Annotated in this window: 18 protein-coding genes; 9 read left to right on the top strand and 9 right to left on the bottom strand. The window is 71.8% G+C overall.

Annotation, left to right across the window (positions count from 1 at the left end; genetic code table 11):
* The first annotated feature begins 205 nt into the window (after positions 1-205).
* From ACSDQ9_RS12810 to ACSDQ9_RS12800, 3 genes are read left to right on the top strand one after another with little or no spacing between them, the layout of a single operon-like run.
* Positions 206-1,072 (top strand): LCP family protein, encoded by an 867-nt coding sequence (locus ACSDQ9_RS12810; RefSeq protein ID WP_435147615.1) that lies wholly within the window; start codon positions 206-208, stop codon positions 1,070-1,072.
* Positions 1,073-1,115: 43 nt separating this feature from the next.
* Positions 1,116-4,130: a glycoside hydrolase family 2 TIM barrel-domain containing protein gene (locus ACSDQ9_RS12805; protein ID WP_435147613.1), complete on the top strand. Its 3,015-nt coding sequence runs from the start codon at positions 1,116-1,118 to the stop codon at positions 4,128-4,130.
* A gap of 3 nt (positions 4,131-4,133) precedes the next feature.
* Positions 4,134-5,090: a PfkB family carbohydrate kinase gene (locus tag ACSDQ9_RS12800; protein WP_435147612.1), complete on the top strand. Its 957-nt coding sequence runs from the start codon at positions 4,134-4,136 to the stop codon at positions 5,088-5,090.
* Here the strand turns inward: ACSDQ9_RS12800 and purE are convergent.
* Both purE and ACSDQ9_RS12790 read right to left on the bottom strand, forming a co-directional pair.
* A complete protein-coding gene (gene purE, locus ACSDQ9_RS12795) occupies positions 5,081-5,596 on the bottom strand; it encodes a 5-(carboxyamino)imidazole ribonucleotide mutase (RefSeq protein WP_435147610.1) in 516 nt (171 codons plus the stop codon). The genes ACSDQ9_RS12800 and purE overlap by 10 nt on opposite strands.
* A gap of 7 nt (positions 5,597-5,603) precedes the next feature.
* Positions 5,604-6,788, bottom strand: coding sequence for a 5-(carboxyamino)imidazole ribonucleotide synthase (locus ACSDQ9_RS12790; RefSeq protein ID WP_435147608.1), 1,185 nt, complete (start codon positions 6,786-6,788; stop codon positions 5,604-5,606).
* A 52-nt stretch (positions 6,789-6,840) separates the two neighbouring features.
* Here ACSDQ9_RS12790 and ACSDQ9_RS12785 point away from each other — a divergent pair, with 52 nt between their 5' ends.
* The gene (locus ACSDQ9_RS12785) at positions 6,841-7,353 is read left to right on the top strand and encodes a PH domain-containing protein (protein WP_435147606.1); all 513 of its coding nucleotides are present in this window, start codon (positions 6,841-6,843) and stop codon (positions 7,351-7,353) included.
* Between the two features lie 30 nt (positions 7,354-7,383).
* Here the strand turns inward: ACSDQ9_RS12785 and ACSDQ9_RS12780 are convergent, their stop codons facing one another.
* On the bottom strand, positions 7,384-8,205 hold the full coding sequence (locus ACSDQ9_RS12780) for a biotin--[acetyl-CoA-carboxylase] ligase (RefSeq protein WP_435147605.1): 822 nt from the start codon (positions 8,203-8,205) through the stop codon (positions 7,384-7,386).
* 19 nt (positions 8,206-8,224) lie between these two features.
* Here ACSDQ9_RS12780 and ACSDQ9_RS12775 point away from each other — a divergent pair, with 19 nt between their 5' ends.
* The 3 genes from ACSDQ9_RS12775 to ACSDQ9_RS12765 are packed head-to-tail and all read left to right on the top strand — an operon-like array spanning position 8,225 to position 10,363.
* Positions 8,225-9,493: an acyl-CoA carboxylase subunit beta gene (locus tag ACSDQ9_RS12775; RefSeq protein WP_435147604.1), complete on the top strand. Its 1,269-nt coding sequence runs from the start codon at positions 8,225-8,227 to the stop codon at positions 9,491-9,493.
* Positions 9,490-9,720 carry an acyl-CoA carboxylase epsilon subunit gene (locus ACSDQ9_RS12770; protein WP_435147602.1) on the top strand — a complete coding sequence of 77 codons (231 nt, stop codon included), beginning with the start codon at positions 9,490-9,492 and terminating at the stop codon, positions 9,718-9,720. The genes ACSDQ9_RS12775 and ACSDQ9_RS12770 overlap by 4 nt, the downstream gene beginning before the upstream one ends.
* A gap of 1 nt (position 9,721) precedes the next feature.
* Positions 9,722-10,363, top strand: coding sequence for a Maf family protein (locus tag ACSDQ9_RS12765; RefSeq protein ID WP_435147600.1), 642 nt, complete (start codon positions 9,722-9,724; stop codon positions 10,361-10,363).
* On the opposite strand, the gene murQ is transcribed toward ACSDQ9_RS12765, so the two are convergent.
* Positions 10,349-11,278 (bottom strand): N-acetylmuramic acid 6-phosphate etherase, encoded by a 930-nt coding sequence (murQ, locus tag ACSDQ9_RS12760; RefSeq protein ID WP_435147599.1) that lies wholly within the window; start codon positions 11,276-11,278, stop codon positions 10,349-10,351. The two genes, ACSDQ9_RS12765 and murQ, sit on opposite strands and share 15 nt — an antisense overlap.
* A 215-nt stretch (positions 11,279-11,493) precedes the next feature.
* Between murQ and ACSDQ9_RS12755 the strand changes: the two genes are divergently transcribed.
* On the top strand, positions 11,494-12,966 hold the full coding sequence (locus tag ACSDQ9_RS12755; RefSeq protein ID WP_435147597.1) for an MDR family MFS transporter: 1,473 nt from the start codon (positions 11,494-11,496) through the stop codon (positions 12,964-12,966).
* On the opposite strand, the gene ACSDQ9_RS12750 is transcribed toward ACSDQ9_RS12755, so the two are convergent.
* Both ACSDQ9_RS12750 and ACSDQ9_RS12745 read right to left on the bottom strand, forming a co-directional pair.
* Positions 12,890-14,101 (bottom strand): anhydro-N-acetylmuramic acid kinase, encoded by a 1,212-nt coding sequence (locus ACSDQ9_RS12750; protein WP_435147595.1) that lies wholly within the window; start codon positions 14,099-14,101, stop codon positions 12,890-12,892. The genes ACSDQ9_RS12755 and ACSDQ9_RS12750 overlap by 77 nt on opposite strands.
* The gene (locus ACSDQ9_RS12745) at positions 14,098-15,588 is read right to left on the bottom strand and encodes a glycoside hydrolase family 3 protein (RefSeq protein ID WP_435147593.1); all 1,491 of its coding nucleotides are present in this window, start codon (positions 15,586-15,588) and stop codon (positions 14,098-14,100) included. The genes ACSDQ9_RS12750 and ACSDQ9_RS12745 overlap by 4 nt, the downstream gene beginning before the upstream one ends.
* A gap of 117 nt (positions 15,589-15,705) precedes the next feature.
* Between ACSDQ9_RS12745 and ACSDQ9_RS12740 the strand changes: the two genes are divergently transcribed.
* Positions 15,706-16,875, top strand: coding sequence for a serine hydrolase domain-containing protein (locus ACSDQ9_RS12740; RefSeq protein ID WP_435147591.1), 1,170 nt, complete (start codon positions 15,706-15,708; stop codon positions 16,873-16,875).
* Between the two features lie 7 nt (positions 16,876-16,882).
* Here ACSDQ9_RS12740 and ACSDQ9_RS12735 read toward each other — a convergent pair whose 3' ends face one another.
* The 3 genes from ACSDQ9_RS12735 to ACSDQ9_RS12725 form a co-directional block, all read right to left on the bottom strand.
* Positions 16,883-17,899 carry a DUF808 domain-containing protein gene (locus ACSDQ9_RS12735; RefSeq protein ID WP_435147590.1) on the bottom strand — a complete coding sequence of 339 codons (1,017 nt, stop codon included), beginning with the start codon at positions 17,897-17,899 and terminating at the stop codon, positions 16,883-16,885.
* 75 nt (positions 17,900-17,974) lie between these two features.
* The gene (locus ACSDQ9_RS12730) at positions 17,975-18,430 is read right to left on the bottom strand and encodes a hypothetical protein (RefSeq protein ID WP_435147588.1); all 456 of its coding nucleotides are present in this window, start codon (positions 18,428-18,430) and stop codon (positions 17,975-17,977) included.
* 207 nt (positions 18,431-18,637) lie between these two features.
* Positions 18,638-19,507 (bottom strand): DUF559 domain-containing protein, encoded by an 870-nt coding sequence (locus ACSDQ9_RS12725; RefSeq protein ID WP_435147586.1) that lies wholly within the window; start codon positions 19,505-19,507, stop codon positions 18,638-18,640.
* Positions 19,508-19,635: the final 128 nt, after the last annotated feature.

Below are 19,635 nucleotides of genomic sequence, written 5' to 3'. Positions count from 1 at the left end.
GGGGCCGGTGCCCTCGTCCTACGGCCCCCAGTCATCATCACGAGGGTCATCGTCACGAGGGCCGTCCACGCGACCCCCGTCGCAGCAGCAACCCGCGCCCCAGCACCCAAATCCCCAGCACCCACCTGCACAGCACCCAACCCCGCAGCAACCCCCGCACCAGCGACGCCCGCGGCGGCGTCGATTCGGCGCCGGGTCGCTGCTGGTGACCGTGCTGGTCGCCTACCTGGTCTTCCTGATCGCCACTCCGATGTGGTTCCTCGGCAAGGGCGGCACCGTGCAGGCCTTCGCCGCCGATCGTCCGGCCGACACCCCCGGGCAGGTGGTGCTGCTGGCGGGCACGGACGCCTCGGGCCAGCGCACCGACTCGATCATGCTGTTGTTCATTCCCACCTCGGGCAAGCCGGTGCTGATCTCGCTGCCGCGCGATTCCTACGTGCCCATCCCCGGCCACAACAAGAACAAGATCAACGCCGCCTACGCCTTCGGTGGCCCGCAGCTGCTGGTGCGCACCGTCGAGCTGAACACCGGCCTGCACGTCGACCACTACCTCGAGATCAAGATGCTGGCCTTCCCCAAACTGGTGGACGCCGTGGGCGGGGTCGACGTCTGCCTCGACAAGCCCATGGTCGACCAGCAGTCGCACGCCAACCTTCCGGCCGGCTGCCAGACGCTCAACGGCAAGGACGCGCTGGCCTACTCGCGCATGCGCAAGAGCGACCCGATGGGTGACCTGGGGCGCGCCAAGCGGCAGCGCGAGGTGATCTCGAAGGTGGTGCAGAAGGCGATGTCACCCACCATGCTGCTGCCCTGGAAGTACTGGACCTTCTGGGACGCCTCGACCCAGCTGGTGAGCCGCGACCCCGGCACCAACACCCTGGAGCTGGCCCGGATCGCGTTGGCCCTGCGCCGCACCAACGGTTCGGGCGGGGTGGCGATGGTGGTGCCCGTCGGGAACACCAACGCCCAGACGGCCGCCGGTTCGTCCGTGCTGTGGGACGAGGCGAAGGCCCAGGCCCTGTTCGCGCAACTGAAGAAGGGGTCCACGGCCGGGGTCGAGCAGTACGCCTGAGCAAGGCGCCCCGGCCCCGTGCCGTCTGGCTAGGGTGGTTGCCATGACCACCCGCATCCCGGACTTCACGCCGTGGGAGGGCGCGTTGGCGCCCCGTGCACACCTGACCACCGACGCCCCGACCGCCTCGCTCGACGGCGAGTGGGCCTTCCAGCTGGTGGGTTCGCTCGACCAGGTGCCGGACGACTTCGGCGCCGCCGACTTCGACGCCTCGTCGTTCGGCACGCTGGCCGTGCCCTCGTGCTGGCAGCTGACCGACCCCACCGGCGAGGCTCCCCACGGGCGCCCGGCCTACACCAACGTCAACTACCCGATCCCCACCTATGTGGCCGGCGGCGCACCGGTGGTGCCCGACGAGAACCCGGTGGGCCTCTACCTGCGCACCTTCACCGTGCCGTGGGCCTCGTCCGCCGATCAGGCATCGGACGACCTGCGGACCGTGCTGCGCTTCGAGGGCGTCGACTCGGCCTTCGTGGTCTGGGTCAACGGCCACGAGCTCGGCTTCTCGAAAGGGTCGCGCCTGACGACGGAGTTCGACATCACCGACCACCTGATCGACGGTGAGAACGTGCTGGCCGTGCGCGTGCAGCAGTGGTCGGACGCGACCTTCCTCGAAGACCAGGACATGTGGTGGCTGTCGGGCATCTTCCGCCCCGTCACCCTGCTGGCTCGCCCGGGGTTCGGCGTCGACGACGTGTTCGTGCACGCCGACTTCGACCACGCCGACGGCACGGGCACGCTGCGGGTCGAGGTGACGCGCGCCGGTGAGCCGGTGCTGGCCCGGGTGAGCATTCCCGAACTGGCCGTGCACGACGTCGCCGCCAACGAGGCCCACCACGTCGGCGTGGTGCAGCCGTGGACCGCCGAGACCCCCCGGCTGTACGAGGCCACCGTCGCCACCGACACCGAGCAGGTCAGCCTGCGCATCGGCTTCCGCACGGTGAGGATCGACGGCGACCGCATTCTGGTGAACGGGCAGCAGATCACCTTCCGCGGCGTGAACCGCCACGAATGGCACCCCGAGACCGGGCGCACCCTGGACGACGAGACCATGCTGCGCGACGTGCTGCTGATGAAGAGCCACAACCTCAACGCCGTGCGCACGTCGCACTACCCGCCCAACGCGCGCTTCCTCGACCTGTGCGACGAGTACGGCCTGTGGGTGATGCTCGAGGCCGACCACGAGACCCACGGCTTCGGCAACGAGGGCTGGTCGGCCAACCCGCCCGGCGACGAGCGCTTCTTCGACGCCCTGCTCAACCGCCTGGAGCGCACCGTCGAGCGCGACAAGAACCACGCCAGCGTGATCAGTTGGTCGCTGGGCAACGAGGCCGGCTTCGGCGAGGGGCATCGCCTGATGGCCGCCTGGACCAAGCAGCGCGACCCGGGCCGATTCGTCCACTACGAGGGTGACTACGAGGTCGAGGTCTCCGACGTGTGGAGCCAGATGTACACCTCGATCCCCGAACTCGACGCGATCGGCGCCAAGGTCGACCTGCCCGACCCCAGCTTGCAGGGCGCCCGCCCGCAGAACGCCGACCAGCTGGCCAAGCCGCACCTGCTGTGCGAGTACGGCCACGCCATGGGCAACGGCCCGGGCGAGCTGCTCGACTACTCCGACCTGTTCGACACCCACACCAAGCTGCACGGCGGCTTCATCTGGGAATGGATCGACCACGGTGTGCTCGCCCACGACGGCTCCTACCTCTACGGCGGCGACTTCGGCGAGGAGTTGCACGACTCGAACTTCGTCATCGACGGGCTGGTGTTCCCCGACCGCACCCCCAGCCCCGGGCTGGTGGAGTTCAAGCAGGTGATCGCGCCGATCCGCATCACCGTCGGCGACCAGATCACCCTCACCAGCGTGCTGTCGTTCGCCGACGATGCCGCCCACGACTACCTGTGGTCGCTGACGGACGAGGGCGTCGAGATCGCCTCCGGTGAGCTCGAGGTGCCCACCATCGCCCCCGGAGCGACGGTGACCGTGCCGCTTCCCGAGCTGCCCGCCGCCGGCGCCGACACCGGCGAGCGCTGGCTGACGGTGTCGGCGGTGCTGGCCGCCGATGCCGCCTGGGCGAAGGCCGGTCACGAGGTCTCCTTCGGCCAGGGGCTGGTGCCGGGCACCGAGGCCGCCGCGCCGCGCGAGGTCACCGGCGCCCCGGCGGCGGTGGCGTCGTCCGAGGGTGGTTGGACCGTCGGACCGGCCGCCTTCGACGCCCGCGGACGACTGGTGCGGCTGGGCGACGTGGACCTCGACGGGGTCACGTTCGACCTGTTCCGCGCGTGGATCGACAACGAGCGCATGGGTGGCGGCCGGGTGATCAAGCAGGCCGGCGAGGGCATGGGACTGCACCGCCTGCACTCCCGGGTGCTGTCGGTCGAGCAGACCGACGACGCGCTGGTCGTGACCACGCGCACGGCGGCCGCGGCCGCCAGCCGCGACTACGTGGCGCGCTTCGAGTGGCGCGCCATCGGCGACTCGCTGGTGCTCGACCTGACCGCCGAACCGCACGGCCCCTGGGGCGATGCCATGCTGCCCCGGCTCGGCCTGACCCTGCCGGTGCCGACCTCGCTCGACCAGCTGACCTGGTTCGGACGGGGCCCCGGCGAGAGCTACGTCGACTCGCAGGCCTCGCAGCGCATCGGTCGCTGGAGCGCGGGCATTGCTCAGTTGCAGACGCCCTACGTGGCGCCGCAGGGCAACGGCCACCGCGGGGAGGTGCGCTGGGCCGAGGTCGGTTCGGCCGCGTCCGGTTTCCGGGTCACCGCACTCGGCGACGCGACCGTGTCGGTGAGCCTGGCCCCGTGGAGCCAGCACGCGATCCGCGACGCCCGGCACACGACCGATCTGGTTCCCGACCGGGTGAACTGGCTCTCGATCGACGCCCGGGTGGCGCCGGTCGGATCGGGTGCCTGTGGGCCGCTGCCGCTGGAGAAGTACCGGCTGCACGCCGAGCCGGTGTCGCTGCGGCTGGCGTTCACGCCGCTCGCTTCGGAGGTTTCGACTTCTGGGGTTTCAGCTTCTGGGGTTTCAGCTTCTGGGGTGAAGGGCCCCTGAGCCGTGCCCCGGCTGATCCACACGGCCCAGGCCCTGGTCGACCTCGTCTGCGAGGTGCCGGGGTTGCCCCCGCGTGGCGGGAACGTGATGGCAGCCGGGGCCACCCGGCAACCCGGCGGTGCGGCGATCATCCTGGTCGCCTGCGCCCGCTCGGGTGGTGAGGCCGTGCATGCCGGTTCGGTGGGCACGGGCCCGAACGCCGACCTGGTGCGCTCGGCGCTCGCCGACGAGGGGGTGCGGGTGAGCTCGCCGCCGGTGCCCGAGGAGGACACCGGCGTCTGCATCGTGCTGCTCGAACCGTCGGCCGAGCGCACGTTCGTGACCACCTGGGGTGCAGAACGCCGGGTGACCCGCGAGTCGTTGGCGAGCAGCGAGCCGCGATCGGGCGACCTGGTGTGCGTGTCGGGCTACTCCCTGGTCGAGCCGACCCTGACCCCCCTGCTGGCGTTCCTCGAGGCGCTGCCCGCGGGCGTCGACGTGGTGCTTGACCCCGGGGCGATCTTCGCCGACCTGCCCGCCGAGGTGGTGAGCCGGGTACTTGAGCTGACGACGGTGTGGACTTCGAATCTGGACGAGGCCTCCGCCCAGGTCGGCGTCGACGAGATGCAGGCCGCCTGCGCCCGGCTGGCCGAGCAGCACCCCCGGCTGCGGGCCGTGGTGGTGCGAGACGGCCAGAACGGGTGCGCCGTGCTCGAGCCGGGCTCGACCACGACGGGCGCCGCGGTGGTGCCCGGATTCCCGCAGCGGGCCGTGGACACCAACGGGGCCGGCGACACCCACACCGGCGCTCTGCTGGCGGCGGTCTCGCTCGGCAGCGGCTGGGCCGACGCGGCCCGCTGGGCGAATGCGGCGGCGGCGCTGAAGGTCACCGGACGAGGCCCGACCTCGATTCCGTCACGGGCCGCGGTCGAGCAGCTGTTGACGGCCGCCGCCGATCGGGTCAGCGCAGATCAGCGCTGACGCAGCTTCTGGCCCTTGGCGCGGGCCAGGTCGCGCAGGTCTTCCTGGAACGACAGCATCGCCTCGGTGAGCACCGGGTCACCGGCCGCCAGCATGCGCACCGCCAGCAGCCCGGCGTTGCGGGCGTTGCCGACCCCGACGGTGGCGACCGGCACTCCGGACGGCATCTGCACGATCGACAGCAGCGAGTCCATGCCGTCGAGATGCTTGAGCGGCACCGGAACCCCGATCACCGGCAGCGGCGTCAGGGCGGCCACCATGCCCGGCAGGTGGGCGGCACCGCCGGCACCGGCGATGATCACCTCGAGCCCGCGGGTGTGGGCGCTTCGTCCGTAGTCGACCATGTCTTCGGGCATGCGGTGCGCCGAGACCACGTCGACCTCGACGGCGACGCCGAACTCCTCGCAGGCCAGGGCGGCGGCTTCCATGGTGGGCCAGTCGGAGTCCGACCCCATCACGATGCCCACGCGCGGGTGCGCGTCTTCAGGCACGCGTTCATCAGGCACGCGTTCATCAAGCATTGGGGTCTCCCATCAGGTAGCCGGCGGCGTGCCGGGCTCGCTTCAGCGTGTCGTCCAGCTCGTTCCCGAGGCAGGTCACGTGACCGACCTTGCGTCCGGCCCGCACCTGCTTGCCGTACAGGTGCACCCGGAGCTTCCGGTCGCGCGCGAAGCAGTGCTGCAGGGCGCCGGTCAGGTCGGGCTCCGAGCCGCCGAGCACATTGGCCATCACCACGTGGGGGGCGCGCAGGCCGGGGTCGCCCAGCGGCAGGTCGAGCACCGCCCGCAGGTGGTTCTCGAACTGGCTGGTCTGGGCACCGTCGATCGTCCAGTGGCCGGTGTTGTGCGGCCGCATGGCCAGCTCGTTGACCACCACGGAACCGTCGGCACGCTGCATCAGTTCGACCGCCAGCATGCCCACCACCCCCAGCTCGTGGGCGATGCCGAGGGCCAGCTGCTGGCAGGCGATCGACTGCTCGTCGGTCAGCCCGGGAGCGGGAGTGGTGGTCTCGACGCAGATGCCGTCGCGCTGCACCGACTCCGAGATCGGGTAGGCGACCGCCTGCCCGGCGGGGCTGCGCACCACCAGCGCCGACAGTTCGCGGACGAAGGGCACGTACTCCTCGGCGAGCACCACCACCGGCTCCCCCGCCGAGGTGGGCGGCAGCGCGGCGAAGGGCTCGTCGGCCTGCTCGGGCGCCTCGACCTTCCACACCCCCTTGCCGTCGTAGCCGCCGCGGCTGGTCTTGGCGATGATCGGCCAGCCATGGGCGTCACCGAAGGCGCGCAGGTCGTCCGCGGTGTCGCAGACGGCGTAGTCGGGCACAGGGGCACCGAACGCGGCCAACCGGTCACGCATCACGGCCTTGTCTTGGGCGTGAACGAGCGCGGCCGGGCCGGGGCGCACGGCGCACACCCCCTCGTCCTCCAACCGGTGCAGGAAGGCGGTGGGCACGTGCTCGTGGTCGAAGGTGATCACATCGCAGCCCTCGGCGAACGCGCGCAGGGTGGCCTCGTCGTTGTGGTCGCCGACCACCACGTCGTTGATCACTTGGGCGGCGGACGAGCCCTCGGCCTCCGACAGCAGGCGCACATGCACCCCGAGCCCGATGGCGGCCTGATGCATCATGCGGGCCAGCTGGCCGCCGCCGATGATGCCGATGACGTAGGGGCTGCTCGCGGAGGAACTCACGGACACTCACCCTAGCGCTGGGCGTGGGGGCTCCCGACGTTCTGCCAGACTGGACGCCATGCCCGATCTGTCCAAGGCGCGCCTGTTCAAGGGCCGCGGCGACTCCGACGAGCGCACCCTGGTGAAGGTGCGCACCCACGGCAAGGCGGTCTTCGTGCCGATCCTGCTGGCGCTGCTGACCGCCGCGGCGGCGTCGGCGCTGATCGCGGTGCTGCCGCCCGGCTGGAAGCCGATCGGCACGTGGGTCGTGATCGGCGTCGCCGTGGCGATGGTGCTGTGGTTCTCGGTGCGGCCCTTCATCGACTGGTTCACCACCAGCTACACCATCACCACCCGGCGGATCATCACCAAGCACGGGATCCTCAACCGCTACGGGCACGAGCTGCCCTTGTCACGCATCGATTCGGTGGGGTCGGAGCGGGGCATCGTCGACCGCATGTTCGGCTGCGGCACGCTGGTCTTCTCCACCGCCTCGGAGCGGCCCGTGGTGCTGCACGACGTGCCTCAGGTCACCGAGATCGAGGGCCTGCTGGCCGATCTGATCTACCGAGCGCACCGCGACGACGACTGAGCCCGAGCCGCTGACGGCGTGGCCCGCTCGTCAGGGGCGGCGCAGGTGCACCACGTCGCCCGCCGAGAAGGCCCGCGGCCCGGTGGCGGTGCGCACGACCAACCGCCCGGAGGGGTCGATGGACTCCCCCACCCCGACGACCTGCTCGGTCTCGGACACCATCACCCGCACCTCGGCGCCCAACGAACCGCACACCTCGGAATAGTCCTGGCGCAGGTGCCCGCGTTCGTCCCAGACCGCGAGCAGGTCGGCCAGTTCGGTGAGCACACCCGTCAGCAGCTCTGCGGGATCGACGTCGATGCCCGCCAGCGCCAGCGAGGTGGCGGTGGGCACCGGCAGCTGGTCGGCGGTGAGCGTGGTGTTGATGCCGAAGCCGATGACAGCGGCGGCTCCATCGGGGGTGACGTGGCGTTCGCAGAGAATGCCGCACAGCTTGCCCGCCCCCGTGACCTGGACGTCCCCCCTGACCAGCACGTCGTTCGGCCACTTCAGTTCCAGCCGGTCCAGGACCTCGGACGACACCCCTGCCCGCGTCGCGGCCGCGCGAATGCCGCGCAGCACGGCCACCCCCGTCAGCAGCGGCAGCCACGTCCAGTCGCCCATCGGACGATTCGTGCGCACCAGCACACTGGTCGCCAGGGCCGCGCCCGGCGGCGCCTCCCAGCGGCGGTCGAACCGGCCTCGTCCGGCGCTCTGGTGCAGGGCGACGATCACGGTGCCGTCGGGCTCACCGGCGGCCGCGCGGGCCGCCAGGTCGGCATTGGTCGAGCCGGTGGTGTCGACCACCTCGACGCGCCGCCAGCGGGTGGGGAGCAGGGAGGCGGTCAGGGTTTCGCGCAGCGAGGTGGACACGCGCCGATAGTGTCATGCCATGCCTGCCACCGCCTGCCTCGAGCACCTCGCGGACCTGCTCGACGAGGGCTCGTTCTCGCGGCTGGCGGCCGGCCGCCCCTCTGCCGAGATCGTCGGGCTGGGCACGATCGACGGACGACCCGTGGGCGTGTTCGTGCTCGACCTCTCCGCGCTGGAAGAATCCGACGGTGAGCTCGCGGCCGACGCCGTCGTCCGGGTGATCGATCTCGCCCTGGCGGGCGGTTTCCCGCTGATCGGGGTCTACGTCGGCGCCGAACCCGGCCCGCCCGCGGAGCACGCGCGCTGGGGCGTCGTCCTGCGCCGGATCACTCTGGCCTCGGGGGTCGTCCCTCAGATCTCGGTCGTGCTCGGTTCGCTCACCGGACCGCTCGCCCTTGCCCCGGCGCTCACCGATCTCGTCGTGATGGTCGAGGGCTGCTCGCACCTGATGCTCACCAGTCCCGATCAGACCGCGGCCGTGACCGGCGAGCGCGTCACCCCGGACGCTCTGGGCGGCGGGCGCACCCACGCCGCCATCGCGGGTACCGCCCACCTGCTGGCCGCCGACCCGCAGGAGGCGCTGGCATGGGTCGGCGACCTGCTTGCGTACCTGCCGCAGAACAACCTCGACGAGCCACCCCTGGGGCCGGCGACCGAGGGTGTCGACGGCTCGCTCGACCCGAACCCGAACCTCCCGCAGGATCTGCGCGCGGTCGTCGAGGCGGTGGTGGACGACGGCGACTTCCTCGAGCTGCAGCCCCTGCATGCGAGCAGCATCGTCTGCGGGTTCGCACGCATCGACCGACGCCCCGTCGGGGTGGTCGCCAACCAGCCGCTCGTGCTCGGCGGCTGCCTCGACGTCGCCGCCTGCGAGAAGGCCGCCCGGTTCATCCGCACGTGCGACGCCTTCAACCTGCCCATCGTGACCCTGGTCGACACCCCCGGTTTCCGGCCCGGGGTCGAGCAGGAGCACGGCGGCCTCGCGCGTCGGGCCGCCGCCCTGGCGCACGCCTACGCCGCGGCCACCGTGCCGCTGGTGACCGTGATCACCGGGCGGGCCTCGGGCGCCGCCGGCGAGGTGATGGGTTCCCAGCAGCTCGGGGCCGACCTCACCCTGGCCTGGTCGACCGCCTCGTGTTCGTCGTCGGTGTGTTCCTCGCACGGGCAGCCGGTCGACCGGGTGATCGCCCCGCACGAGACCCGAGCCGAGGTCGCCATGGCGCTGCGGCTGCTGCACACCAAGCGGGTCGCGTCGCCGCCCAAGAAGCATGGGAACCTGCCGCTGTGACCGACCTGCCCGCCGACGAGGTGCTGATCACCCATGGCCACCCGGACGACGCCGAGCTCGCCGCGGTGCTGGCGGTGCTGGCGGCCGCAGGCTCGTCCGCCACCCCGCGGATCAGCGTCGGGGTGGACGCTCCCCCGCCCACCGGCTGGCGGTCGTACCGTCGGATGCTGCATCGACCACCCGTGCCCGGGGCCGACGCCTGGCGCACCTACGACCGAAAGGGCTGACATGCGCGTCGTGCTCGCCTCCGCCTCCCCCGCCCGACTGGCCGCCCTGCGCTCGGCCGGGCTCGACCCCGAGGTGATGGTCTCCCACGCCGACGAGGACTCCCTGCAGGCGCCGACCACCGAACGACTCACACAACGGTTGGCCGAACTGAAGGCCTCGCTGGTGGTGCCGCAGTTGCCGGCCGACGAGGACTGGGTGCTGATCGCCTGCGACTCGCTGCTCGAGATCGCCGGGCAGCGCCACGGCAAGCCCGGCGACGAGGCCACCGCCATCACCCGGTGGTACCGCATGCGAGGCGCCACCGGGGTGCTGTTCACCGGCCACCACGTGGTCGTCAACCGGGCGCCAAGGCCGGGGGTGCCGGACGAGGCGCCGCGACGCCTCACGCAGAGCCGGGTGGGCCAGGCCCGCGTGACCTTCGCCGACCTCTCCGACGCCGAGATCGCCGCCTACGCCGCAACCGGGGAGCCGGCCCGGGTCGCGGGAGCCTTCACCCTCGATGGGCTGGGCGCCGCCTTCGTCACCCGCGTCGAGGGCGACCCCTACAACGTGGTCGGCATCTCGCTGTCGTTGGTGCGCCAGATGCTGCTCGACCTGGGCGTCGAGTGGCACCGGCTGTGGGGGCCGTCAGCGGGTCAGTGACGCCACCGCGGTGCGGACGCCGGCGGGATCGTCGGTGCGGCTCGGATCGGGATCCAGCCCCGTCAGGGCGGCCCGGGCCTCGTCCGCCGCGACCCCGGCGAGTCCGGCGACCAGCGCCACCCGCAGGTCACCGCCCGCGTCGGCCAGCAGCGCGGCGGCCGCGTCGGGGTCGAACCCCGTGGCCTGCTCGACGATGCGGACGAGCCGGCGCTCGAGCTTGAGGTTGGTGGCCTGCACGTTGATCATCAGGTTCGACCAGGTCTTGCCCAGCCGCACCATGGTAGCCGTCGAGAACGTGTTCAGCACCAGCTTCTGGGCGGTCGCGGCCTTCATGCGCGTCGACCCGGTGACCACCTCGGGGCCGGTGTCGGGCAGGATCGCGACGTCGGCCAGCTCGGCCAGTGGTGCCTGCACATTGGACGAGACCAGCACTGTCGGCAGGCCACGCTCGCGGGCGGCGGCCAGGGCACCGCGCACGTAGGGGGTGCGGCCCGAGGCGGCGATGCCGACCACCAGATCATGGGGGCCCGCGTCGGCCACCGCCGCGGCGCCCGCCTGCGGATCGTCCTCGGCGCCCTCGACGGCGCGCATCATCGCGGCCTCACCGCCCGCCAGGTGGGCGGTGACCACGTCGGAGCCCACGTGGTAGGTGGGGAAGAGTTCGACGGCGTCGAGCACGCCCAGTCGTCCGGAGGTGCCGGCGCCCACGTAGTGCACTCGTCCGCCCTGGGCGATCGCCGCGACGGCCAGCTCGACGGCGGCCGCGATCTGACCGGCCACGGCCTCGACGGCGGGCACCACCACCCGGTCGGCGCCGACGATGCTCGCAACCAGGTCGACGGTGGGCAGCGTGTCGAGGTCGACGGTGTCGGGGTTGCGCTGTTCGGTCGACCAGGTGAGGGCGATGTCGCTCATGGAAGTTCATCCAAGCACGAGTGCCCCCTGCTCGGCCCTCGGCGAAAAGCACGTGCGAGCGAACGGGGTGCGTCCCGTAGAGTTGGCCCTCGGCAACGGCGCCGCGATCCCCGCCCACAGCTGTCACCAGCGACCCGACCGCACGACCCGCCCACACGGGCCCCAGACGCCAGACGCACGAACCCAGACGCATGCACCCAGACAGGGAAACCCTCATGGCCGCCGACCTGATCGCCCCCGATTCCACTCCCTCCGCCGCCGACCACGCCGATCCGGTGGACACCCCCATCAACTGGGGCGTCATCTGGGTGCTGCTGATCGCCGCGTTCGTGGTGATCCTCAACGAGACCGTGCTCGGTGTCGCGATCGCGCACCTGATGACCGACTTCTCCATCGACGCCCGCACCGCCCAGTGGTTGACCACCGGATTCATGCTGACGCTGGCCGTGGTGATCCCCGTCACGGGCTTCCTGATGGACCGGCTCACCACGCGGCAGGTCTTCCTGACCGCGATGGGGCTGTTCATGGCCGGCACCCTGCTGGCCGCCCTCGCCCCCTCGTTCGCGGTGCTGCTGGGTGCCCGCGTGATCCAGGCGAGCGGCACCGCGGTGATGATGCCGCTGTTGATGACCACCATCCTCAACCTGGTGCCGGTGCACCGCCGCGGCCAGACCATGGGGCTGGTCTCGATCGTGATGTCGATGGCTCCGGCCATGGGGCCCACCATCTCGGGCTTCGTGCTGCAGTTCGCCAGCTGGCGGTGGCTGTTCTGGCTGGTGCTGCCGATCGCCGTGGCCGCCACCACCTACGGCGCCCTGCGCCTGCGCAACGTCTCGGAACTGCGCAAGACCCCGCTCGACGCGCTCTCGGTGGTGCTGTCAGCGCTCGGCTTCGGTGGCCTCGTCTACACGCTGTCACTGGTGGGCGCCACCGGCAAGCAGACCAATCTGCTGGTCGCCGGTGGCGTGGCCGTCGCCGCCCTGCTGGTCTTCGTGTGGCGCCAGTTGTCTCTGCAGAAGAGCGACGCCGCGCTGCTCGACCTGCGCACCTTCACCCACCGCAACTTCTCGGCTGCTCTCGGCGTGATGATGCTGGCCTTCCTCGCGCTGATGGGCGTGGCGCTGATCTGGCCGATCTACCTGCAGGACGTGCGGCTGTTGTCGCCCTCCGTCACCGGCATGGCCATGCTTCCCGGTGGCCTGGCGATGGGTCTGCTCGGCCCCGTCGTCGGTCGCCTGTTCGACCGGTACGGGCCTCGTCCGCTGGTGCTGCCGGCGGCCGTCGTGCTGGGCGCGACCGTGCTGATGATGAGCCGGGTGACGCCGAGCACCCCGCTGTGGCTGCTGATCACCCTGCACGCGGTGATGAGCCTCGCACTGTCGTTCATGTTCACGCCCAGCTTCACCACTGCGCTGAATGCGCTTCCGCCCCGCCTGTACTCCCACGGGTCGGCCGGTCTGGGCACGCTGCAGCAGGTGGCCGGCGCCGCCGGCGCCGCGCTGCTGGTCACCCTGTTCGAGGCCACCGCCAATCGGCGGATGGCCGCGGGCGTGGCCGAGGTGCCCGCCCAACTCGACGGACTCCGCCTGGCCTTCACGGTGGCAGCCGCGCTCACCCTGGGAGTGCTGGCCCTCGCCTCCCTGATGACCCGTCAGGAGAACTCGGCCCCCCACCACGGCGGGCACTGAGGGTCACGGTTCCGAGCACCCGCGCCTCCCGGGCCCCCGTGAGCGGACGGCCCGTCGCGTCCGTGGCGACGCCCGGGCGGCCCGTCACCGACAGCCAGCCCAGCAGGGCGATCAGCACGGCCTCCTTGGCGTCGGCGGGCACGCCTCGTTCGTCGGGGCTGACCACCTGCCAGTCGGCGTGGTCGCGCAGCCGGGCCATGATGCCCGGGTGGTGCGCCCCACCACCCGAGACGACCAGCCGTTCGAGGTCGTCGGGAAGCTGGTCGAGCAGGGTGCGACAGGTGAACGCCACCCCCGTCGCCAAGAGATCCGGCAGGCCGGGTCGGGTGCGCTCGTCGGGGTGCACCTCGGCGACCACCTGATCGAACCAGGCCAGCGAGAACACCTCTCGTCCGGTCGATTTGGGCATCGGGAGCCCCAGATAGGGGTGGTCGAGCAGGCGGGCGAGCAGGGCCTCGTCGACACGACCGGCCGCCGCCAGCGCACCGTCGGCGTCGAAGGGCTGCCCGGTGGCCCGCTGCACGAGCGCGTCGATCAGGCAGTTCGCCGGCCCGGTGTCCCCGGCCACCACGGCGCGGCCGTCGCGGACGACGGTGACGTTGGCGATGCCGCCGAGGTTGATCACCGCGGTCGGACGATCGCCGCACAGCATCACGTCGAGCACCGGCACCAGCGGGGCGCCCTGCCCACCGGCGGCGATGTCGGCGGCCCGCAGGTTCGAGACGACCGGCAGCCCGGTGGCCTCGGCGATCCAGGCCGGCTCCCCCCACTGCAGGGTGCCCAGGGCTCGTCCGCGATCGGGGCCGGAATCGGCCACCCAGTGGAAGACGGTCTGGCCGTGGCAGGCCACCAGCTCGATGCCGTCGACCTCGGCCTGCACCTCGCGGGCCACGGCGGCGAAGGCCTGCCCGATCGCCTGCTCGAGGGCGCACACCTCCCCCACGTCGATGCGTGCGGGCGGCAGGCAGGCCAGGATGCGGCGGCGCAGGGCGTCGTCCCACGGCACCTCGCGGTGATCGACCACGGTGAGGGTGCCGGTCTCGAGGCCTGCCGGGCCGATGTCGATGACGGCGGCGTCGATGGCGTCGACCGAGGTGCCCGACATCAGCCCCAGCACGCGGGTGTTCGCGCTCACCAGGCCACCTCCTGACCCAGCAGGCGCTCGACGGCGGCGCGGGCATTCGACCGGCCGCCACCGTGACACAGCACCCGCCGGGCGGCCGCGGGAGCCGACTGGGCCATGCCGACATGCACGACGACGGCGTCGGGGCGGGCGGCCAGCAGGTCGTCCCACGGTTCGGTGAGCGGGTCACGGGTGATGGCCACGATCGCCCGCCCGGGAGGCAGCGCGGTGACCTCGGCGGTCTCGACCTCACCCAGACCATCCCGCGCACGGGCGTGGGTGAGCGCGTCGACGACACCGGACGAGAATCGCGCCACCGCCTGGTTGACCGTGCGGCGCAGGTCGACCACCACCGGGTCGGGGCCGGTGACGACGTCGCCGGTGACGGTGACGGCGTGGCGGGCCACCTCGAGTCCGAGGGCAGGCAGGTCGTGCTCGACGGTCGCGGGTTGCGGGTCGGGGGTGGCCAGCCATCGCCGGTGGATGTCGCCGACCATGGCCCTCACCCGCGAGGCCGAGGCCTGCAGTCGGTGCAGGCTCAGTCGTCCGTCGGCGACGGCCGCCTCGACCGCGCGCACCGACTCGGAGAGCGCGGCGGCCTGGTCGGAGTTCATGGGCGAACCCAGGCAGCACAGGTCGGCGCCGGCCACCAGCGCGCGCACCACCGCCTCGCCGATGCCGTGCTGACCGTGGATGGCACCCATCTCGAGCGCGTCGGTGATGGTGGGCCCGGCGAACCCGAGACCGCGCAGGCGATCGTGGGCCCACCGCGACAGGGAGGCCGGGTCGGGGCCGAGCCGCGGCACCACGATGTGGCCGGGCATGATCGCCTCGACGCCCGCCGCGACCAGCGCCGCGAACGGGAGCAGCTCGCGGCCCGTCAGGGTGGCCTCGTCGATCTCGATCGCGGGCAGACCGACGTGGGAGTCGACGGCGGTGTCGCCGTGGCCGGGGAAGTGTTTGGCGCAGCCGCCGACGCCGGCGGAGTGCAGGCCCTCGAGCCAGGCCACGGCATGCCGGGCGACGAGGTCGGCGTCGGGGCCGAACGAGCGGGTGCCGATCACGGCATTGTGCGGGTTCGAGGCGATGTCGACGCAGGGCGCGAGCGTCACGTCGATGCCGGCCGCGCGGACGAGTCGTCCGGTGGCGGCGCCGACGCGGGCGGTGAGTTCCACGTCGTCGATCGCCCCTAGGGCCGCGTTGCCGGGCAGGTCCGAGCCGCGGACCCGCTGCAGGCGGGTGACGTCACCACCCTCCTCGTCCACCGTGATGCAGGCCTGCGGGCCGAGCTCCCTCAACCGATCGGTGAGTCGGCGGGTCGTGACCGGGTCGGGGGTGTTGACGGCGAACAGGCAGACTCCGCCGAGCCCGTCGCGCAGGGGCGCGTGCAACCAGTCGGGCACCTCGGTTCCGTCGAAGCCGGGCATGATCACCCCGAGGGCGGCGCGGCGGACGACCTCGCCGGTGGGGTCGGTGGGCGGCGTGTCGGGGCTGGACATGCGGGAGTTCCTCGGGACGGAGCGACGGGCACCTGCCAGAATGGCACTCCCCGCCCCCCAACGCGGCCAACCCTGCCGATGAGAACCCTGCCGATGAGAACCCTGCCGAGGAGAAGCATGCCGAGAATCAGTCAGGCCCTCGAGACGACGTTGTCGAAGGCCGTCGCCGACCGGATCTGTTCGGGTGCGACGTGCGTGGTCGTCCGCGACCAGGAGGTGCTGGGCACCGCCGCCGTCGGCACCCTGGTGAGCGTGAACGCCGATGGTTCGCGCGTCCGCTCCGACCAGCTGGAACCGGTCACCGACTCGAGTTGGTTCGACCTGGCCTCGATCACCAAGGTGGTCTCGGCCATCACCCTGCACACCCTGGTCGAGCGCGGCCAGCTCGGCTACGACGAGCCGGTGGCGACCCACCTGCCGGGCTACCGGGGTGACGCCGACCGCGAGCGGGTCACTCTGCGCCACCTGCTGACCCACACCTCGGGGCTGCCCGACATCTACACCGACTGGGAGCGCCGCATCAACGGCTGGATCGCCGGGAACCCCGGTCGCTGGGTGAGTGAGTGGCCGTTGGACGACCGCCGCGAGATCGTCGCCCAGATCGAGTCGATGCCGCTGGTCGCCGCCCCGCAGACGGTCTGGCGCTACTCCTGCGTGGGCTACAACACCGCCATGCTGGTGGCCGAACGCGAGACCGGCCAGCGCTGGGCCGACCTGGTGCAGCACTTGGTGCTCGACCCGATGGGGCTGACGGAGATCTCGTTCACCCCCGGAGCCGAGGTGGCCGCCACCGAGATCGATGCCGCCCACGCCCGCGGCGTGATCCGAGGCATCGTGCACGACGAGTTCAGCTGGGCTCTGGGGGGTCGCAGCGCCAATGCGGGTCTGTTCGGCACCGCCCGCGCCGTGGCCCGGTTGGGCGAGGCGATCCGCCTCGACCAGTTGCCCTGCAGCCGCGACGGCCTGTGGCTCAACGAGATGCCCCACCTGCTTGGACGGCCCGTCTGCGACCCGGACGAGGCCCCTTGGGGCCACTCGATGGGGCTGCGGATCGGGCAGGCGTCGTGGATGTCGCACCCCGACGTCGGCGAGCGGGGGGACCTGCCCGAGGGCACGGCGGCCGAATCGCGCGGACACACCGGCTTCACGGGCACGAGCGTGTTCACCGACGAGGGCGCCCGCCTGACGGTGGCCCTGATGACCAACCGGGTGCACCCGACCCGCGAGGGGGTCGACGGCACGATGGCGCTGCGCTCCGAAGTGGCGCGGCTGGCGTTCGCCGGCTGACCAGCCGTCAGCGGGTCTCGGGGGTCGCTGCTTCGGGGGTCTCGGCCTCGGTGGTCTCTGCTTCGGGGGTCTCGTCCTCGGGGGTCTCGTCCGCGTGCTTCTTGCCGAACGGCAGCAGGTGCATCACCACGACGACGACGGCACCGACGATCAGCCCGGCCACAAAGCTGAAGAACGTGTTCACCAGCCAGCCGAGCACGCCACCCAGGGGGCCGGCCGCGTGGTGCACGGCCTCCTCGAGGTGGTGGACGAGGGCGTAGGGCGCGTGCCAGCCGAGCTCGTCCGCGCCGACCAGCAGGATGTGCCCGCCGACCCACAGCATGGCGATCATGCCGACCAGCGACAGCACCGCCAGCACCTTGGGCATGCCCTCGACCAGGGTGCGGCCGAGCTTGCGCGATCCGGGGTTGTCCCGCTGGGTGAGGCGGACGCCGATGTCGTCCATCTTGACGATCACCGCCACCACGCCGTAGACGCCCAGGGTGATGGCGATGGCCACCACGACCAGAATGACCGCGCGCTGCAGCAGCGGCTCGTGGGCCACCTCGTTCAGCGAGATCACCATGATCTCGGCCGACAGAATCAGGTCGGTGCGGATCGCTCCGCTGACCATCTTCTTCTCGTCCTCGGGTTCACGGGTGGCGGTGGGGGCCTTCTCGTCGTGGTGCCCCGAGACCTTCTCCCAGAGCTTCTCGACGCCCTCGAAGCTGAGGTAGGTGCCGCCGATCATCAGGATCGGGGTCAACAGCCACGGCGCCCACTGCGACAGCACCAGCGCGATCGGCAGGATGATCGCCAGCTTGTTGATGATCGAGCCCCGCGCGATCTTGAAGATCATCGGCAGCTCGCGATTGGCCAGCACCCCGGTCACGTAGCGCGGGGTGACGGCGGTGTCGTCGATCACCACGCCGGCGGCCTTGGTGGTCGCCCGGCCGGCGGCAGCGCTCACGTCATCGACGGAGGCGGCCGCAACTTTGGCCAGGGCGGCGATGTCATCGAGCAGTGCAGCTAGTCCGCCACTCATGGCAATCCTTCTCGTCGGGGGTCCCGTTGCCGGGCGCGGGTCGCCGGGTTGGGCGAGAACCAGCGTAATGGGCGGTCAGGTTCGGCGGCGGAAGGTCAGCCCCGCCAGTTCGTCGGACGAGGTCCAGGCCCCGTCCCAGACGGAGTCGTGGAACAGCAGCGAGTCCTGGCTGCTGGCATCGACGGTGAAGCCCGCCGCCGGCAGGGTGGCCTCGAGGTGGGTCTGCACCCGGGAGGCGTCGGCGGCGCGCACGATCAGGGTGACCACGTTGGGCTGGTCGATCACCCGCACCGGAGTGAGGTCGGTGGGCAGGGTGACGTCGGCGGGCCCGTTGACCAGCCCCATGGCCCGCAGGGTGGTGCCCGCCGGCGCGGAGGCGGTCGCCGCCGCCGTCGTGCCGGTGGAGGTGGTCGTGGTGGTGGTGGGCGACGGTTCCGGGTTGAGCGCGGGCGCCCCGCACGCCGACAGGGCGCCGAGGCCCGCCAGCGTTACGGTGGCGCCGAGACCCGAGATGACCCGCCGCCTGTTCACGCCCTGAATGGTAGCGGCCGCGTAAGGGGGCTCCGCGGCTCAGGCGTTCCTGACCGGCCCGCGGGCGAGAGGACGAGGGCGCGCGCCGGGCTCTCAGTGATCCGAAACTGCCGCTCACGCGCCCTCAGAGCCCCCAGCCCCCACCAAAGCGCCATGAGTGACAGTCGCCGATCACCGCCGCGGGCACATCGCGGCGGTCCGACCCGATCACAGGGGCCGACCCAGCCGGCGCGCGTGGGCCCGGATCGCCGGCACCATTTCCGGCAACCGGCCCATGGAGAAGCGCAGCACCGTCCAGCCGGCCAGCACCAGGTCGTTCTGTCGGCTGCAGTCGCGCTCCCAGGCCAGGCGCCCTCCGTGAGTGGCCCAACCGTCGAGTTCGACCACCAGGCGAAGACTCGGGAAGGCGATGTCGGCGTAGTACCAACGATCACCCACCGTGATCCGGTGGTTGGCCCGCCAGCCGGTCAGGTGGTGCACCCTCAGGTCTCGGTGCGCCAGCCGCTCGAGGTGGGACCACGGTTCGTCCCTCGAGTCGGCCAGCAGTTGGCGGATCGCCGGCAGGCCCGGAGACTTGGCAGGGATGGCCTCGGCCGCCCGCTCCAGCTCGCCCAAGGTGACGGCACGTACCCGCAGCGCTCGATCGATGACGTCCCCGCCCATGCTGCCGGTGAGCTGGAGCACCGACATGGCCGGACACGCGAACCGCACCCCCCGCCGCGCATCCACCCAGAACTCGGCCAGCAGTCCACGATCGGTGACCACCCCCGGCAGGGTCACCCGAGGCCCCCGCACGCGAATGATTCCCACCTCGATCTCGGGCCACCAACTCAGAGCCGCGGCCGCGTGATGGGTGAACACCGCTTGCGGATGCCTGGCCACCACCATCCCCAGTCGCTGCGCGAGCGTCGGTGCCTCGCCGGGCGGCCGGTACACACCGGGTGCCATGCGCACCAGTTCGCCGCGCCTGGCGGCGCGCGTGATCCGCTGCCGGTGTCCCGGGTGCTGACGAGTCACCACCAGCCCCCACGTGTTGGTCCATGCCGCCACCGTCGAGTCGTCCTCAATGTTTCGCATGCCTGAGTTGTGTCCGGCCAGGCCCGGTCTGTCCCACTTGTCCACAGGTCTTTTTGCGTGACTTCGCGGGGCCTGCCGTGAATGGCGATCGAAACTGCCGCTCAAGGCGCTGCCAGTGCCGCGGTGAC

It is taken from the genome of Aestuariimicrobium soli, assembly GCF_051192575.1.
GTDB lineage: Bacteria > Actinomycetota > Actinomycetes > Propionibacteriales > Propionibacteriaceae > Aestuariimicrobium > Aestuariimicrobium soli.
The sequence above is the reverse complement of the archived record's forward strand: the minus strand, read 5'-3'. Positions and strand labels throughout refer to the sequence as shown.

Bases quoted from the DNA above. Each gene is read 5' to 3' on its own strand.
- ACSDQ9_RS12805 (WP_435147613.1), top strand. From the start codon at position 1,116: ATGACCACCCGCATCCCGGACTTCACGCCGTGGGAGGGCGCGTTGGCG.
- ACSDQ9_RS12785 (WP_435147606.1), top strand. From the start codon at position 6,841: ATGCCCGATCTGTCCAAGGCGCGCCTGTTCAAGGGCCGCGGCGACTCC.
- ACSDQ9_RS12775 (WP_435147604.1), top strand. From the start codon at position 8,225: ATGCCTGCCACCGCCTGCCTCGAGCACCTCGCGGACCTGCTCGACGAG.
- ACSDQ9_RS12765 (WP_435147600.1), top strand. From the start codon at position 9,722: ATGCGCGTCGTGCTCGCCTCCGCCTCCCCCGCCCGACTGGCCGCCCTG.
- murQ (WP_435147599.1), bottom strand. From the start codon at position 11,278: ATGAGCGACATCGCCCTCACCTGGTCGACCGAACAGCGCAACCCCGAC.
- ACSDQ9_RS12755 (WP_435147597.1), top strand. From the start codon at position 11,494: ATGGCCGCCGACCTGATCGCCCCCGATTCCACTCCCTCCGCCGCCGAC.
- ACSDQ9_RS12745 (WP_435147593.1), bottom strand. From the start codon at position 15,588: ATGTCCAGCCCCGACACGCCGCCCACCGACCCCACCGGCGAGGTCGTC.
- ACSDQ9_RS12740 (WP_435147591.1), top strand. From the start codon at position 15,706: ATGCCGAGAATCAGTCAGGCCCTCGAGACGACGTTGTCGAAGGCCGTC.
- ACSDQ9_RS12735 (WP_435147590.1), bottom strand. From the start codon at position 17,899: ATGAGTGGCGGACTAGCTGCACTGCTCGATGACATCGCCGCCCTGGCC.
- ACSDQ9_RS12725 (WP_435147586.1), bottom strand. From the start codon at position 19,507: ATGCGAAACATTGAGGACGACTCGACGGTGGCGGCATGGACCAACACG.